Origin of the sequence: Amycolatopsis sp. WGS_07 (assembly GCF_045278895.1) — a bacterium.
Classification (GTDB): Bacteria; Actinomycetota; Actinomycetes; order Mycobacteriales; family Pseudonocardiaceae; genus Amycolatopsis.
The window spans coordinates 927597-943575 of sequence record NZ_CP136053.1 but is presented as its reverse complement, the minus strand read 5'-3'; the positions used below and the strand labels follow the sequence as shown (position 1 = coordinate 943575).

15 protein-coding genes and 1 pseudogene are annotated in these 15979 nt (G+C 68.8%); 8 read left to right on the top strand and 8 right to left on the bottom strand.

Features of this window, described 5'->3' with window-relative positions; translation table 11 throughout:
- The first annotated feature begins 48 nt into the window (after nt 1-48).
- Together RPX00_RS04300 and RPX00_RS04295 are read left to right on the top strand one after the other, a co-directional pair.
- Nucleotides 49-1161, top strand: coding sequence for an FAD-dependent monooxygenase (locus tag RPX00_RS04300; RefSeq protein WP_406637661.1), 1113 nt, complete (start codon nt 49-51; stop codon nt 1159-1161).
- A gap of 178 nt (nt 1162-1339) precedes the next feature.
- Complete coding sequence (locus RPX00_RS04295) at nt 1340-1894, top strand: TetR/AcrR family transcriptional regulator C-terminal ligand-binding domain-containing protein (RefSeq protein WP_406637659.1); 555 nt, start codon at nt 1340-1342, stop codon at nt 1892-1894.
- Here the strand turns inward: RPX00_RS04295 and RPX00_RS04290 are convergent.
- Entirely contained in the window at nt 1848-2645 is a 798-nt protein-coding gene (locus tag RPX00_RS04290; RefSeq protein ID WP_406637658.1) for an alpha/beta fold hydrolase, read from the bottom strand. The two genes, RPX00_RS04295 and RPX00_RS04290, sit on opposite strands and share 47 nt — an antisense overlap.
- 656 nt (nt 2646-3301) lie before the next feature.
- Between RPX00_RS04290 and RPX00_RS04285 the strand changes: the two genes are divergently transcribed.
- Nucleotides 3302-4036, top strand: a complete 735-nt coding sequence (locus tag RPX00_RS04285; RefSeq protein WP_406637656.1) for a hypothetical protein — start codon at nt 3302-3304, stop codon at nt 4034-4036.
- A 429-nt stretch (nt 4037-4465) separates the two neighbouring features.
- Here the strand turns inward: RPX00_RS04285 and RPX00_RS04280 are convergent, their stop codons facing one another.
- From RPX00_RS04280 to RPX00_RS04255, 6 genes and pseudogenes are all read right to left on the bottom strand, one after another.
- Nucleotides 4466-5014: an alkyl sulfatase dimerization domain-containing protein gene (locus RPX00_RS04280; protein WP_406642756.1), complete on the bottom strand. Its 549-nt coding sequence runs from the start codon at nt 5012-5014 to the stop codon at nt 4466-4468.
- Nucleotides 5014-5706: pseudogene (locus RPX00_RS04275) on the bottom strand (MBL fold metallo-hydrolase); the annotation flags it as partial. The pseudogene RPX00_RS04275 and the gene RPX00_RS04280, both read right to left, overlap by 1 nt.
- Nucleotides 5707-5806: 100 nt before the next feature.
- Nucleotides 5807-6655, bottom strand: coding sequence for an SDR family oxidoreductase (locus RPX00_RS04270; protein WP_406637654.1), 849 nt, complete (start codon nt 6653-6655; stop codon nt 5807-5809).
- A 164-nt stretch (nt 6656-6819) separates the two neighbouring features.
- A complete protein-coding gene (locus RPX00_RS04265; protein WP_406637652.1) occupies nt 6820-7251 on the bottom strand; it encodes a hypothetical protein in 432 nt (143 codons plus the stop codon).
- Between the two features lie 46 nt (nt 7252-7297).
- Nucleotides 7298-7447, bottom strand: coding sequence for a hypothetical protein (locus tag RPX00_RS04260; protein ID WP_406637650.1), 150 nt, complete (start codon nt 7445-7447; stop codon nt 7298-7300).
- Nucleotides 7444-7929, bottom strand: a complete 486-nt coding sequence (locus RPX00_RS04255) for a TetR/AcrR family transcriptional regulator (RefSeq protein WP_406637648.1) — start codon at nt 7927-7929, stop codon at nt 7444-7446. Before RPX00_RS04255 ends, RPX00_RS04260 begins: the two co-directional genes overlap by 4 nt.
- Nucleotides 7930-8030: 101 nt before the next feature.
- On the opposite strand from RPX00_RS04255, the gene RPX00_RS04250 reads away from it, so the two are divergent.
- Nucleotides 8031-9377, top strand: a complete 1347-nt coding sequence (locus RPX00_RS04250; RefSeq protein WP_406637646.1) for an alkyl sulfatase dimerization domain-containing protein — start codon at nt 8031-8033, stop codon at nt 9375-9377.
- A gap of 532 nt (nt 9378-9909) precedes the next feature.
- On the opposite strand, the gene RPX00_RS04245 is transcribed toward RPX00_RS04250, so the two are convergent.
- A complete protein-coding gene (locus tag RPX00_RS04245; protein ID WP_406637644.1) occupies nt 9910-10539 on the bottom strand; it encodes a TetR/AcrR family transcriptional regulator in 630 nt (209 codons plus the stop codon).
- A 110-nt stretch (nt 10540-10649) separates the two neighbouring features.
- Between RPX00_RS04245 and RPX00_RS04240 the strand changes: the two genes are divergently transcribed.
- Genes RPX00_RS04240 through RPX00_RS04225 form a run of 4 tightly spaced genes read left to right on the top strand, consistent with a single transcriptional unit; the run spans nt 10650 to nt 15899 of the window.
- Nucleotides 10650-12194 carry an acyl-CoA synthetase gene (locus tag RPX00_RS04240; protein ID WP_406637642.1) on the top strand — a complete coding sequence of 515 codons (1545 nt, stop codon included), beginning with the start codon at nt 10650-10652 and terminating at the stop codon, nt 12192-12194.
- 11 nt (nt 12195-12205) lie between these two features.
- Nucleotides 12206-13396, top strand: a complete 1191-nt coding sequence (locus RPX00_RS04235) for an acyl-CoA dehydrogenase family protein (protein ID WP_406637640.1) — start codon at nt 12206-12208, stop codon at nt 13394-13396.
- On the top strand, nt 13393-14730 hold the full coding sequence (locus tag RPX00_RS04230) for an MFS transporter (RefSeq protein ID WP_406637638.1): 1338 nt from the start codon (nt 13393-13395) through the stop codon (nt 14728-14730). The genes RPX00_RS04235 and RPX00_RS04230 overlap by 4 nt, the downstream gene beginning before the upstream one ends.
- Complete coding sequence (locus RPX00_RS04225) at nt 14727-15899, top strand: serine hydrolase domain-containing protein (protein WP_406637636.1); 1173 nt, start codon at nt 14727-14729, stop codon at nt 15897-15899. The genes RPX00_RS04230 and RPX00_RS04225 overlap by 4 nt, the downstream gene beginning before the upstream one ends.
- Nucleotides 15900-15979 lie beyond the last annotated feature (80 nt).

The following is a 15979-nucleotide window of genomic DNA, read 5'->3' as shown; positions in this document are numbered from 1 at the left end:
GCTATAGTCGTCTCTGGGGGAACGTGAATCCAGGGAGAGGAGACCGGGATGCGAATCCTGGTGAGCGGAGCGGGGGTGGCCGGCCTCAGCGCGGGCATCGATCTGGCGCGGGCCGGGCACGCGGTCGAGATCGTCGAGCGGGCCGGGCAGCTGCGGACGAACGGTTCGCCCATCGACGTGCGAGGGGACTCCGTCGGGGTGATCGAGCGGATGGGTCTTCTGGACGAAGTGCTCGAGCATGCGATCACGATGACCGAGGGGGCGAAATTCGTCGACGAGAACGGCGCTGTCGTCGCTCCTCAGCCGATGTCGGAGACCAATGATTCCGACGCGGACATCGAGATTCCTCGGGAAGACCTGATGCGAATTCTGTGGGAGGCTTTGCCGGAGGGTGCCCAGCTGCGTTTCGAGGATTCCGTGCGGACATTGTCCGACGACGGTGGCTGGGTCGACGTCGGGTTCGATTCAGGGCGGGAAGGCCGGTACGACCTCGTGGTCGGTGCGGACGGCGCACACTCGAACGTACGGCGACTGGTGTTCGGCCCGGAACGGGAGTTCTCCCGGCATCTCGGCCTGTACGTCGCGATCGGTGCCGCGCCCGCGGAGGTGGTCTCGGCAGGCGCTCCGCATTCGGTGCACATTCTCAATCTGCCGGGGCGAATGGCGTGCTTAGGCCGGTATCGAGACAAAGCGCTCGCCATCTTCACCTTCCGCTCGAAGGAAATCGAATACGACCACCACGATCTGGCCGCACAGAAACGCATTCTCGCCGATTTCTACGGCGAGGACCGGCAATGGAAGATTCCGCAACTGCTGGCCGCCGCCCAGGCAGACCCAGAGCTGTACTTCGACGCTATCGCCCAGATCCATCTGCCGACGTGGCACCAGGGGCGCGTCGTCCTCCTCGGCGACGCCGCGCACTGCGCGACTCCGATGGCCGGACGCGGCACCTCCCTGGCGCTGACCGGCGCCTGGCTCCTGACCGAAGAACTCACCCGTCACGAAGGCGACCTCGCGACGGCGTTCACCGAGTACGAGCGGCGTCAGCGGCCGTACTCGGACAAGGCACAGGAGTCCGCGAACAGCGGGGCTGACCTCATGGTCCCCGCGACGTGGGAAGACATCGAGCGGCGCAACGCGCGGCTGCTGCTCGCACAGTAGGGCAGTGCGGCATCATGCACCGGGGGCCGGACCGGCGGCGCCGTCCCCTGGTGCCTGGTCGATCAGCCGCTGCGCAGCGAGTCTTCAGGAGTGAGTGACGGTGGCCGACCACAGCGGGGCGAGCAAAGACGCCGGGAGCGCGACGCCGGCCCGCCGGCCGGGCGGACGGAACGCCCGCGTGCGTGAGCGCGTGCTAGCCGCGGCCACCGAACTGGTGGCGCGGGACGGCATCGAAAGGTTCCGCTACGAGGAAGTAGCCGAACTTGCCGAGGTGAACAAGACCACCGTTTACCGGAACTGGCCGGACCACGTCGAGTTGGTGATCGAAGCGCTGTCCTCGTTCGACGCGGACAGTGTGGTGGTGAAGGACTCCGGCGACCTCCGCGTGGACCTGACCGAATTCCTCGTCGCCTTCGCCGATTCCCTGTCCACTCCGCGAGGCCGCGCACTGTCGAACGTCGCCGCGTCGGCACCGACGAACGAAGAAGTAGCCGCGATCGTGGACGCCGCGCACAAACGGCGGATGGAAACCATGCGCCAGCGACTGGACAAAGCGTTCGAACGCGGCGAGCTGCCACCAGTGGACGTCTATTTCCTCACCGAAATGTTGTCCGGCCCAGTGCATCTGCTCCTCCGCCGGGGTCCGCGATCTTTCACCCGCGAAGACGCGAAACAGATCGTCGACATCATTCTGGCGGGAATTCACGCGGTGCACGCGAGGACGTCAGGATGAAGTCGCGAAGCAGCGCGGCCACCTCGTGCTTGGCCTCCAGCGTGATCCCGTGCCGCATCCCGGGAATCACCTCGAGGCGGGCGCCGGGGATCGCCTCGGCAATCTGCTGTCCGTACTCGACTTTGCCGAGCGGATCGTCGCCGCCGTAGATCAGCAGGGTGGGTGCGGTGATCTCGCCCAGCCGGCCGAGAACGTCGAACTCACGGATCGCGTCCATCCGGCGCTTGTCCGCCTCAGCGGGTCGATGGAGGAGAATTCGCCGGGCCTCGGCGAGCAGTTCGGGTGACTGCTGCCCTTTCCCGGACAGGACGGCGTCGAGCATCTTGGCCGCACGATCTTCCGACGCGCGAGTGAGGTCCTGCGCGGAAGCAGGCGCGGCGGAGAACCGCGGGATCGCGGTCCCGACGGTCAGCGTCCGCACGACCTCCGGCCGGCTGATCCCGACCTGCAAGGCGATGGCACCGCCGTAGGAGGCACCGAAGACGTGCGCGCGTTCGTAGCCGAGCCCTCGGATCAGAGCCGCGCAGTCGTCGGCGAGATCCGCCATCCGGTACGGCTCAGCGGGATTCGCGGAGTCGCCGGTATCGCGCTGGTCGTAGGCAATGGCCCGGATCCCGTCGCCGAGCACCGGCCGGAACGTGTCGTACTGGATGTGGCTGCTCTCCCCGCCGTGCAGCAGGATGAGCGGTTCGCCGGAGCCGGATTCCTCGTAGGCGATCGTGATGTCCCCGTGGGAAATCTGCTGAACCATGGCCAGTCCCGTCGTCGAAGCGGCGAACCTCTCATGATCTTCCTACTCCGGGGCGCAGCTTCGCGCAACTATTAGTTGCTTTAACCGGTAAGGTCGGCGCGACCTCGGCGGGCTGTTCCTGCGCGAAAGTGTCTCTGACCTGGAGGTTCAGTAAAGGCACGTGCTGCTCCGGCCGGAGTGCTTGGGAAGGCATCGGGAAATCGCCCCGGTGAGCGCCTCAGCTAGCCCCGGGGGTCGGGGCGAGAGCAGCCAGCCGCGACGAGCTGTGATCGATCGGTGTGTCGTGCCACTGCAGTGCGCCGTCCGGTCTTCTGCCGACAGAACCGCTTGCGCGTCCGCGGACTAGGTCGCGGGGAGGCGGAAATCCGCGCTCGCATCGAGAAAATCCTCGGCCGCCGCCTTGGGGCGGGGCCCGGGACTTGATCCTTTGGGAAGAGATGCCCGTACAAGGCTGGAGACAGCCGGAGAGTAAGGGGAATCAACGAATCCAGCAAAATAGCTGGCCAGAGACAGGTTCCCCTGCTCTGTGCGGCTGCTTGGATTGTGCCCTCGGCAGGGCTACCAAAGGATGGGAACGGGGCTGACCAGGGACCTTTCAGCGGCACGCTTGTGATAGAAGCGAGCTTCGAGCTGCCGAGTTCGGGTGGGAGCCCGTCATGAGTGCCAATTCGCAGGTGGTTGCTCGGTTTGTCTCGGTCGTGATGGGGTTGGTCATCGGGCTCACGTTTCTCTTCGGGTTCGGGAACGTGTTGAGCTTGGCGTTGAAGCTGCAGGTACCCGTGTTCGTGGCACCGCTGATAGCGCCTGCTGTCGACCTGACGGTGCTGGGGTTGCTCGTGGGCACGCGCCACCTGGCTTTGTCCGGGGCCAGTGATGACGTGCTGCGAGCAGGTCGACGTCTGTTGACGGCGGCTAGCGTCGGGACGCTGTTGTTGAATGTGGCCGACCCTGTGTGCGTTGGGGAGTGGGGTAAGGCGGCATTCGACTCGGTCGGTCCGTTTCTGCTGATCGGGTGGGCTGAGGTCGGCCCCGGACTGCTGCGGGCGCTGAGCATTTCGAACGATGGCGGCCCGGGGCTGGAGCAGTTGCCTGCTCGTGTGGCAGCGGGCCGGGCGGGTGCGGGCCTCGACGGTGCGGTAGCTGAGCCTGTGGTCGTTGAGCGCCACAGGCGCGTCGAGGTGGCTCCGGATGGCAGTGCTGGTCTCGATCACGACCTTGTTGAGCGTGCTCGCCGTGCGGACACGGAACACTGGCGACGCTATCGGCGCCCGATCTCGGCCGAGACGTTGCGGAAGCAGCTTCGGGTCGGTGCGACGACTTCGCGGGCTCTGGTTGCAGCGGTTCGTGTCGAGAACATGCCGACCAGTGTGATGAGTCCGGATCAGGGGTGACGTAGCGACGGGAACGATCTTCGCCTCGATGAAGGACCGCTCCGGCAGGAGCGGTGAGGGGTGAATATTACCGTGTTTGACCTGTGTGGATGTGGTGTGTTGCGAACCTGCTGCGGTCGGGCGGCAGCAAAGACCAGATTTGCGTGTCGTACATGCTTCCAGGTGTCGTGACCTGCGGATATATGCAGCGAAGGGCGCGCGGGTTTTCGGGGTGCGACAGGGTTCGCGGTGCCAGAGGATGAGTAGCCCTTGGCCGGTGAGTTGCCGGGGTGCCCCGGCGAACTCGATCCGGTCCGCACCCGTCAAGGGCCCCAGGTCGCAGACCAGCAAGGAATCGGCGCACAGCTTGCGCCGGTAGATCCCCTGGACGTCATCGTTCGGGCCCGAACGATGACGTCGTCCTGTCACGGATCCGGACGGAGGTCGTGGTCAGGCAAACGGACGGCTGGCTTGGGCGTAGGAGGCGGCGGAGCGGTAGAGGTTGGTGGCCATGAGGCCCGGCTCGCTGTCGGCGCGCAGTGTGTAGAGCCGGGCGACTTCGGCGGCGACGCGGGGGTCGCCCGGGGTGGCTTCCAGTGCGTAGTCGGCTAGGTGGCAGGCCAGCCGGAGGTCGGTGTCGGCGAGGGATCCGGCGCGCTGCAGGAGTGCGTGGGTGCCTCCGGCGAGGTCGGCGATCTGAGCTGCGACGTCCTGGCGGGGCGCTGGTTTGAGTTCGCTGGGGCGGCCGCTCCACCAGCCGCCGTAGTGGCGGATGACGTTGCGGACGATGAATTCCGCCTCGTCGTAGACCGGTTGGAGCCAGGGGAATCCGATTGTGGAAGCTCGACCCGGCGGACCACGTCGACGTGTGGCGGCGACCCGGCTTCCAGTACCGCCAGTGTGCGGTCCACGATCTGTTCGAGCAGATCGGCGGTCTCGTGCAGGACGCGGCGCACCAGTGCGGCGTCGTCGACGATCGGGCCGCCGTGTCCGGGGCACAGCGTGCGGGCGCCGGTGGCGGCCATGACGCGCAGTCCCTGTGCCCAGTCCCACGGGAAGCGCTGAGCCTTTTGCGGGTTTCCGGCGTTGGGGACGCCCCAGATGATCAGGTCGCCCGGGCAGAGCACGCCGCGTTCGGGGCAATAAACCCAGGTGTGGTCGTCGGTTTCGCCGCGGCAGGCGTGCAGTTCGAAGCGCACGCCGCCGACCGACAGCTCCAAATCGTTCTGGTAGTAGAGGTTCGGCGGATGTTCGGGGGCGCCGAATCGCAAGTCCTGTTCGCGGAAGGCCGGGTCGTCGGGGCGGCCGCCGAATTGGCGGCTGTTAATGGTCGCGTTGTGCTGGGGGGTGCGCTCGTATCGGGTGAAGCGGTCGGCCATGGCGGCCTGTCCGATGATGCGCGGAAGGGGCTGGCCTTCGTGCAGGAAGGCGCTCAGGCCGAAGGCGTGGTCGACGTGGCCGTGGGTGTAGACGGCCGTGTGCACGGGAAGATCTGTGCGACCGCGGATCAGCCGGGCCATTTCGGGGGCGAAAAGCCTGGTACCGGAGTCGATGAGGACCAGGCCCTCGCCGGTGGCGAACGCGGTGACCCCGGACCCGAGGGAGGCGAACCAGCTTTCGGGCGCGACCTGGACCGGTCCGCCTGTCCAGAAGAACTTGGCCTCGTCCGGGCTGCGGTCTCCCGGCTCCATCCACTGCCCGGACGGGTTCTCGTGCGTGTCGGTGTCGGTCAACGGTGCGTCTCCTTCTTCTTTACCGGGGTGGCGGGTGCGATTGAGCGGACGTCTCCGGTCATCGGCTCGGGGTGTGAGACCGCAACCGGCGAAGGTAGCGCGCGAGCCCGTGCGGCGGGACCGGGCGCGGCCAGGCGTCGGTGCGGAGGTAGGCGTCGGATCCGCCGTCCACGAAAACGACGCTGCCCACCAGGAAGTCCGCGGCGTCGGAGAGCATGAACACCACCCAGTCGCCGAGTTGCGAGGCGTCGCCGTAGCCGCCGATCGGTATCGGGAACGATCGGACCGCCTTCACCTGGGGCTGATTGGCCAACTGGTGTTCGAGCAGCGGGGTCAGGATCGCGCCGGGGGCGATGGCGTTGAGCCGGATTCCGGCACCGGCCCATTCCGCCCGGACCGCGTGCCGGCGCACCCAGTGGCTGACCGCGATCTTGGAGGCGGCGTAGACCATCAATGGTGCGGCGCGGCCGAACAGGCGCACGCCCCGCACCGCCTTCTGCGCGTCCCCGGCCAGCAGCGCTCGGACGACGCGTCGCGGTACCAGCGGAATCGTGGTCGTGGAGTTGCTGGAGAACACGACGACTTTGGCATTGCCCGTCGCCGCGAGTGCGGGCTGCCATGCCTTCAGCAGTTCGACGACGCCGAGATAGTTGACCTGGGCGATCACGCGTTCCTGTCCCGGCATCGGCCCCAGACCGGCCGCCAGGACAGCGCCGTCGAGATGACCGCTGGCGGCGTCCAGCACTTCGCTGGCGGCTTCGCGCCGGCCTTGCGGGGTCGACAGGTCAGCGACGACGTCGCCCTCCGCGAGGTCCACGCCGATGACGGTGTGCCCGGCGGCGCGGAGCTTGTCCGCGGTCGTCCGCCCCATCCCGGACGCGGATCCAGTAACGGCATACGTGCCCATCCTCGGCTCCTCCACACTTGGTTCGGCTACGGCGCGACGGCGTCGCTGACGTCCGGCACCTTCCGGTTGACCGGACCTCTGTTGCATGCCCGACGTTCCACGACGGTGGAAGGGCAACGCGATGTCGGCTGGTTTGCGGTGTCCTTTGCTGTCCTGGGTTTCGTTTATTCCGTGGTGCGGTGCCCGGCGGCACTCCCGGCCGAGTGGGGCGGTGCGGCATTCCGCCGCTGTTTTCGATGCCATCTCGGTCCGCAGGCGGCGACGATGACCGTGAGGGCCGCTGCGGTGATGAAGGGGGCCGCGGGGGTCACCTGGTCCAGCAGCAACTCGAGCCCGATGGCTCCGATGACGAGAAGCACCTTGGCGATTACCAGGTGCCGCAACGGCGGGTGCGTGTGCGTCAACCGTCCCAGCCGTGTCCGGGCGAGGTGCACGACGGGCGGGACGACCAGGATGATCACGAGAAGACGCAGGGCGTGCTCCCAGACCGGAACGTCCCAGCCGAATGCCCAGGCACCGCCGATCACCAGCCCGGCAACGGCATAACCGAGGCGCATCGTCGTCCCGGCCGGCCTGGCGCGTTCGTCGGCAGTCATGGGGAAGTCTTCTCCTGAAGGTCGGGTGCGGCGTCCTCGGCCGAATTCAGCTGTGCGAAGCGGACACTTCGGCCGTCAGCAGACCGGTGACCGCGTCGATCAGCGCGACGACGAACGTTTCGGCGTCCGGCTCGTCGCTTGTGGTTTCCGCGGACGCGTGAGACTGCTCCAGTTCGGCGAGCGCCGAGATGATCAACTGCCCTGCCCACCGAATTCGGGGACGGGCCCCGGGCTCGGCGAGGAAGGGAGCCGGTCGGCGACCAAGCGGCCCACGGCCACCGCCTCGTCAAGCCCCGCGATGTCCGGCAGCGCGGTCACATCGCGCCCGGCGTACTCGAAAACCTGGTTGAGAAACCGGACGTAGTGGCTGCCGGGTTCGATCGCCTGCTCGGCGAGCGGCCGGACCAGCACCTCGACCAGATGCCACGGCTCGCCGAGCAGACCCGCGTCCTCGGCCGATTTCAGCAGTTCCGCGCGCCGGGCGTCGATAGTGGCGAGCCGGTGGTCGAAGATCGCCTTGATGAGGGTCGGCTTGTTCTGAAAATGGTACTTCGTCGCCGCCGTGTTCCGCTGTTGCGCGTCCGCGCTGATCTGGCGAAGCGAGGTCGCGTCGATTCCCTGCGTCGCGAACAGCTGTTCAGCGGTGCGCAGGATGTGCCAGCGAGTTGAACTTTCCACGGTGATCCAGCTTCTCTTCGGCAGCGTTATCCCACCGCGATTAAATCATGTGGTTTAATCGGCGTCAACGTGCCGTCGAACATCGCAGTAAGGAGATCCTCGTGACTGATTCGTCCGGTGGAACGGCCGGGGCGCGCGACGACCGCGCCTCGGTGGACTCGCGGCTGGGCTCGGGTGCGCACGCGCTGATGCGGCAGAACTTCGGCAATATCGGCAACTCGCAGTTCCTGCATGTCGCGGCGCGCGAGATCGCCGCCCCGAACCCGCCGCAGGTCGTCGAGGTCGCCTCGCGCACCTTCATGATCCGGCCCGGGATGGCGAACGTCGCGCTGTTCGAGACCGACGACGGCCTGCTCATGGTCGACTCCGGTTGCGCCGGCGACGGTCCCGCGCTCCTGCGCGCGGTACGCGAGCTGAGCACGCAGCCGCTGCACACGGTCGTGTTCACGCACGGGCACGTCGACCACGCCTTCGGGCTGTGGGCATTCCTGGAGGCGGGTGAACGGCCCCGCGTGGTCGCGCACGAGAACCTGCTCGGCCACTTCTCCCGCTACGCCAAGACTGCCGGGCTGAACGCCGCGATCAACGGGCAGCGTCCCGGCGCGAACGGCCGCAGCTGGCCCAGCGCCCCGGAAGACTTCGTCGTCCCCGACCTCACCTTCCGCGACACGCTGGAACTGCGGGTCGGCGGCGAGCGGTTCGTGGTGCGCCACGCCAAGGGAGAGACCGACGATGCCGCGTGGGTCTGGGCGCCGCAGCGGCGAGTGATCGCTGCCGGAGACCTGGTGGTCGGCTACCTGCCCAACGCGGGCAACCCCCGCAAGGTCCAGCGCTACGCGGAAGAGTGGGCCGACGCGGCAGAGCAGATGGCCGCTCTCGACGCCGTCTGCGTGATCACCGGCCACGGCGACTGCGTGCACGGAGCCGACGCGATCCGCGACGAACTGCTGACCATGGCCGAGTACCTCCGGCACATCGTGCGCCACGCGCTCGACGGTCTCAACGCGGGCCTGCGGCCGGACGAAATCGTGGAATCCCTGGTGATTCCGCCGGACCTGGCCGCGCACCCGCGCCTGCAGCCGCACTACGACCGGCCCGAATTCGTCTGCCGCAACGTGATCCGCCGGTACGGCGGTTGGTGGGACGGCTACCCGGCGAACCTGCTGCCCGCACCGGCGGCTGCCCGGGCACACGAGATCGCGCGCCTGGCCGGAGGTGCCGACGCGCTGGTCGCGCGAGCGCGCGAACTGGCCGGCACTGATCTGCGCTTGGCCTGTCACCTGGCCGAATGGGCGTTCCAGGCCGACCCGTGTTCGGCCGCGGCGCAGAACTGCTACCTCGAGGTGTTCGAGCGCCGCCGCGATGCCGAAGGCTCGCTGATGGGCAAGCTCGCGTTCTCCGAACCGGTCCAGCGCGTGCTGGCGGAGCGCGCGGAGACGATCGGCTGAGCAGCGCCGCCGGGCAGGGGCGATTCGTGCCGACGTCGACATCGCATGCGGCACCCTGCCGTCCGGCTCCCGGCGTGACCGGCTCGCTCATTCGAGTCCCACCGTTGCCGCGCGTCCGGGGAGCCGGGACGACCGCTGTCGCCTGCTGTGCGGTCGCGCCGAGGGGCACATCCCGTTCGTTCAGATCTGGGTCGGCCGGACGTGGTCCCGGGCTGCGGCGGCTCGCCGACGCCGTGTCCGCTGGGGGTCGCGGCGTCGGCGCGGGTCGGGCCTGCCGGTCCGGTCGCCACGCCGAGCCCGAAGTCCAACCCGCTTCCGTGCCTCGCCTGGCAGCCGGGCGAAGGCCGGGCCCGGTCAACCGTCTCCGGCAAGAGCCGCCGCCGCGGAGGAGATTCCACGACAACATCGCGACGAAGCTCGTTCCCGGTCGAGACGGACTACCGCTTCGGCGTTCGCGGTACGGGGAGAATGGGTGGCGCCGTGCAGTTCCGCGTCGAGATGTGCTGCGCGGGTCGTTGCGGTCAGGCCGCGTTCATCCGTCCAATCCGGCCGGTGCGGGGTCGGGCGGATCGCCTTCGAAGCCGTTGGCCCAATAGCGGCCGCGCAGCGAAAGGTTCTGCAGCATTCCGGTGGCTTCTTCGGCGGACATCGGCGCCGGGTCCGTTTCGAGCCACCAGCGCAGGACGGCGAGCTGTTCCCCGACCCACGCCCTCGCCAGCACGCCGAGATCGATGCGCGGGCGGACGTCGTGGTGGTCGGCGCGGGACTTGAACACCGAGCACACCGCGTCGATGCGCGCGTCGGTGAACTGCCGCAGCGCCCGGCCGTCGCCCTCGCCGCGCAGGATGAGCAGGTAGAGGTCGCGGTTCTCGCGGGCGTGCCGGAACAGTTCGAGCGCCGGTTTGCCGGTGAAGCCCACCTCGGACGCCGGGACCAGCGGGCGCAGCCGTTCGTCCAGCTCCTCCTGGAGTTCGGTGACGACGTGCCGCAGCAGCGCGTCCTTGTCCGGGTAGTGGCTGTAGAAGGTCGCGCGGCCGAGATCGGCCCGTTCGGTGATGTCCTCCACCGTCACGTTGGCGTATCCGCGTTCGAGCACCAGCGACACCAGCGCGTCGCGGAGCAGGCCGCGGGTGCGGCGGGTCCGTCGGTCAGTGGTCGGCATGGGCCCCCTTCGGTCGTTGCCGGCCCGAGTCTAGCGAACTGTTGACACCGCGACCGTTAATAGACACAGTGTTCAGCATTGGTCAATCTGGCGATAAACAGGGAGTCCGCGTGAACCTGGGCAGCTATGTCACCCGTGCCAGCACGTTCTGGCCCGATCAGCAGGCGCTGGTGTGCGGCGAGCGGCGGTGGTCCTACCGGGAACTGGAGGAGCGGACGAACCGGCTGGCGTCCGCGCTGCTCGCGTCCGGCGTCGAGCCGGGACAGGCGGTGGCCACCTTCTCCGGCAACAGCGCGGAGCTGGTGGAGACCGAGATCGCTTGCTACAAGGGCGGTTTCCTGCGGGTGCCGATCAGCGCGCGGCTGTCGGCGGGCGAGGTCGAGCACATCCTGGCCGACGCGGACGTGCGGGTGCTGCTGATCGACGCCGAGCACGCCGACGCGGCCCGCAAGGCGGCCGCCGCGACATCGTGTTCGCTGATCGACTACGACGGCCGCACGCCGGATGCCCAGTCCTATGCCGACGTGCTGGCCGCGGGTTCGCCGGAGCCGGTCGCGATCGAGGTGGGCGCGGACGATCCGTCGGTCCTGCACTTCACCTCCGGGTCCACCGGGAAGCTCAAAGCGGCGACGCAGACGACCGGGAACCGGCTGGCGAACATGCGCAAGCGGCTGATGAGCCCGGAAGGTTCACCGTCCACATCGGAGCGTTACCTCGCGGCGGGACCGATCACGCACGCCACCGGAATGGGCTTGCTGGCGGCGTTTTCCCGGGGTGCCACGGCGGTGGTGCTGCGGCGGTTCAGCGCGGAGGAGTTCCTGCGGGCGGTCGAGACGGAGCGGATCACGTCGACGTTCCTGGTGCCGGTGATGCTGAACATGGTGCTGTCCCATCCCGGGCTCGGCGACTTCGACCTGTCGTCGCTGACCTGCCTGCGGGTGGGCGGCGCACCGGTGTCGCCGCAGCGGCTGCGCGACGCGGTGGCGGCGTTCGGGCCGGTCGTGATGCAGGGCTATGGGCAGGGTGAGACCACCAGCGGCGTCACGGTGCTGACCTGCGACGACGTGGTGCGCGGGATCGAGGAGGACCCGGAACTGCTGTCCTCGGCCGGGCGGCCGCTGTTCGACTCCGAGGTGCGGGTGGTCGACGACGGAGGAAAGCCGGTGCCCGCCGGGGAACTCGGCGAGGTTGTGGTGCGCGGCCCGGACTGCGTGACGGAGTACTGGCACGAACCGGATCTGTCCGCGGAGACGTTCCGGGACGGCTGGGTGTACACCGGCGACATCGGCTACCTGCGGGCCGACGGCTATCTGTTCATTGTGGACCGCAAGAAGGACATGATCATCTCCGGCGGCTACAACATCTACTGCACCGAAGTGGAATCCGTGCTCTACGAGCATCCCGCCGTCTCCGAGGCGTGCGTGGTGGGCGTGCCCGACGAGCAGTGGGGCGAGGCGGTGAAGGCGGTCGTCGTCCGCCGATCCGACGTCACTGCCGAGGAGCTGATCGAGTTCTGCGCGCAGCGGCTGGCGCGCATCAAGAAACCCCGGTCGGTGGACTTCGCCGACGAGCTTCCGGTGAACCGCAACGGCAAGATCGACCGGCGCGCGGTGCGGGACCGGTACTGGGCGGGCGAAGCCCGGAAAGTCCACTGAGGAGGCCCGGCATGTCCTTCACCCTGACCCCGGCTTACGACGACAACCCGCGGCTCGCGGACCTGGTCGGCCGGCTGCGCGAATACCTGACCGGCGAACTCGCCGAGTACGAGGCCGCTCTCGGGCTGACCCCGGAGACACCGCTCACCCGGGCGATGATCGAGCCGGTGTGGAAACGCTGCCGGGAGCTGGGTTTCTACGGCGTCCACTTGCCCAGTGAATACGGCGGCCTCGACCTGACCTACACCGAACTGGCCGCGCTCAAGGAAGAAGTCGGCGCGTCCGGCCGGATCCTCTACCACTGCGTGCTCGGCGACCTGGGCGGCCCGTTGCGCGCGGGCGCGATCTTCACGACAGCCACCGAGGACCAGCGCGAGCGGTATCTGCTGCCGGTGGTCCGCGGGGAACGCGCGTGCTGTTTCTCGCTCACCGAAACCAATGCCGGGTCGGACGTCCGCGCCATGGGCACCACGGCGACTCCGGACGGCGACGGCTGGCGGATCAGCGGGCACAAGGTGTTTTCCTCGGCGGGCCCGATCGCGGACTTCTCCGTGCTGGTCGCCCGGATGGCCGGGGCGGAGGAGAGCTACTCGGCGTTCCTGGTCGACCTGGACTCGCCGGGCTGCACCGTCGCCGACGGCGAGGTTCCGATGTCCGGCCAGCACATCGAGTCCGACATCATCCTCGACGACTGCTACGTCGGCCCGCAGCAACTGCTCGGCCGGGTCGGCGACGGGCTGCGCATCGGTCTGGGCCGGGTCACCACGAATCGCCTGCTGCACTGCCCGACCGTGCTCGGCCACGCCCGCCGCGCGCTGGAACTCACCATCGACTTCGCCCGCACCCGCCAGGTGTTCGGCGGCCCGCTCGCGGCGCTGCAGTCCATCCAGCACAAGATCGCCGACATGGCCACCGCCTACTACGCGGCCCGCGCCATGACCTACGACGCACTGTCCGAATTGGACTCCGGGAGCAAGCCGAGCACGGAGGCGTTCATGTGCAAGCTGTTCGTCGCGGAGAACGCCTTCCGCATCGCCGACGAGGCCGTGCAGATCCACGGCAAAGCCGGGCTGGTGCGCGGGGCCGAGGTGGAGTGGCTGTTCCGCCGGCTGCGGATGTTCCGCGTGCTCACCGGGTCGTCGGAGATCCAGAAGAACGGCATCGCCAAAGCCCTGCTCCTGCCGTCCGGGACGCAGCGGTGAAGCCCGCCGGCACCCGGCAGCGGTCGGTCGCGGCGACGGACGGCGTCGCGGGGAGCAGCTGGCTGCGCCGCTGGTCGGTGGTGGTCATGCTGCTGCTGTTCATGCTGATCAACTACGGCGACAAGACCGTCCTCGGCCTGGCCGCGCGCCCGATCATGCACGAGTTCGGGCTGAGCCCGTCGCAGTACGGCCTGCTGTCCAGCTCGTTCTTCTTCCTGTTCAGCGTGTGCGCGCTGGGCGTCGGCCTGGCGTCGAGCCGGATCTCCACCCGGTGGATCCTGCTGGTGCTCGCGCTGGTGTGGGCGGTGACGCAGGTGTCGGTGGTCGCGGCGGGCGGGATCGGGCTGCTGCTGGCAAGCCGGATCGTGCTCGGCGCCGCCGAAGGGCCCGCACAGCCGATGGCGCTGCACGCCGCGCACAGCTGGTTTCCCAACACCAAGCGCAACATCCCCAGCGCGCTGATCGTCGGCGGCGGCGCGCTGGGCGGGGCGATCGCGACCCCGCTGCTCACCGTGGTGATCGTGCACTTCGGCTGGCGCGCCGCGTTCCTGACGATGTTCCTGGTCGGCTGCGTGTGGTGCCTGCTGTGGCTGGTGATCGGCCGCGACGGCCCGGCCGACCAGGCTCCGGCCGCCGCAGTGCCGGCCGGAACCGGCCGGGTTCCGTACCGGCGGATCCTGCTGTCGGGAACCTGGCTCGGCGGGTTCGTGGGCGCGTTCGGCGCCTACTGGACCTCCACCCTGATGGTCGCCTGGCTCCCGCCGTATCTGGAGACCGCGCTCGGCTACAGTACCGCGGAAGCCGCCGCGATCACGACGATTCCCTGGGTGGCCGGGCTGATCCTGACCTTCGCGCACGGCGCGATCACCCAATGGCTGCTGCACCTCGGGGTGCCGAGCCGGATCGCGCGCGGCGTCCTCGGCGGGGGTGTGCTGCTGCTGGCGGGCGTGGCGATGTTGCTGCTGCCGCTCGTGACGCAGCCCGCGCTGCGGATCGTGCTGATCGCACTGGCGTTCAGCTTCCACGGCGTCACCTTCGCCAACGGCCAGACCGTCAACAGCGAGATCAGCCCGCCCGCGCAGCGCGGCGCGGTGCTGTCGGTCAGCGTCGCCCTGGTCACGGTCGCGGGCCTGCTGGCCCCCTACCTCACCGGCCGGTTCGTCGAGGCTGCCGATCGCCCCGCCGCCGGCTTCGCCACCGCCTTCGCCATCCCCGGAATCCTCATGGCCGCCGGCGGGCTCGCCGCAATGATCTTCGTCCGCCCCGAACGCGATGCCCGTCGCATCGCCGCACTCGCCCTGCCGTTGCCCGAAAACAGGGAGACCGCACGATGACCTCACCGTACACAGTGGACAACGCCTACTGGAGCCGCGGCTACGTCGACCCGGCGTTCGTCCGCCTCGGCATGACCCGGGCCAGGGAAACCGGCCCGACCCGGCGGGTGTGGCGCGGCTCCGGCCCGCGCTGGGACCTGCCCGAGGACCCCCACGACCTCGACCACCTGCTCGTCACCCCGCGCATCGGGGGACCAGCCGTCAAGCTGACCGAATTCCTCGCCAGCGCCGAAACCGACGCGATCCTGGTGGCGCACCAGGGAAAGATCGTGTACGAACGGTACTTCCACGGCATGCGGCCGCACGACGTCCACCTGTCCGCGTCGGTCGCCAAGTCCTGGACCGGACTGCTCGCGGCGACCCTCATCGACGAAGGCACGCTCGAGTCCGACCGGCCGCTGTCCCATTACGCTCCCGAACTTGCCGGCACCGCGTTCGGCGACGCCTCGATCCACCACCTGCTGCACATGGGCACCGTCATGGACTACGCCGGGCGGCCGTTCTGCAAACCCCTTGAAGCGCAACGGTATTTCGCCGCCGTCGGGATCGTGCCCCGCCCCGCCGGATACACCGGCCCCACCAGCGTCAAAGAACACCTCGCCACCGCACAGGCCGTCGCGCCGCCGGGATCCGAATTCCGCTACGACAACGGCAACACCGAGGCAGCCGCCGAAGCCCTCCGCCGCGTCACCGGCCTCAGCCTCGCCGACCTGTGGAGCGAACGGATCTGGTCCCAGCTCGGCGCGGACGAAGACGGTGCCTACTGCCTCGACCCCACCGGCACCGAAATCGCCTGCGGCCGCTACAGCGCGACCCTGCGCGACCTTGCCCGGGTAGGGGAGATGCTCCGCCGCGGCGGAGCGATCGGCGACCGGCAGATCGTTCCCGAACGCGTCGTCGCCGACCTGACCGAGGTGCCGCCCGGCCCCGCTCAGCGCGCCCTGCCCACCGGTGCCGACCGGCCGATCGGCTACCACAATTTCTGGTGGGTACCCGGCGACGCCCACGGCACGTTCGGCGCGCGGGGCATCCACGGCCAGCGCCTGCAGGTCAGCCCTGGCCGGGACCTCGTGATCGCGCACTACGGATCGCATCTGATGTCGCCGTCGATTCCGGTGCCCCCGCTGGAACACGTCTTCGCCCAGATCAGCGACCACCTTGCCGGGTAACCCATCAAGAGCCACACGACGCCCCGGCATCGACCTGGGCGCGCCGCGGCCTCCGGGCCGGTCGTTGAGACGAATCCATG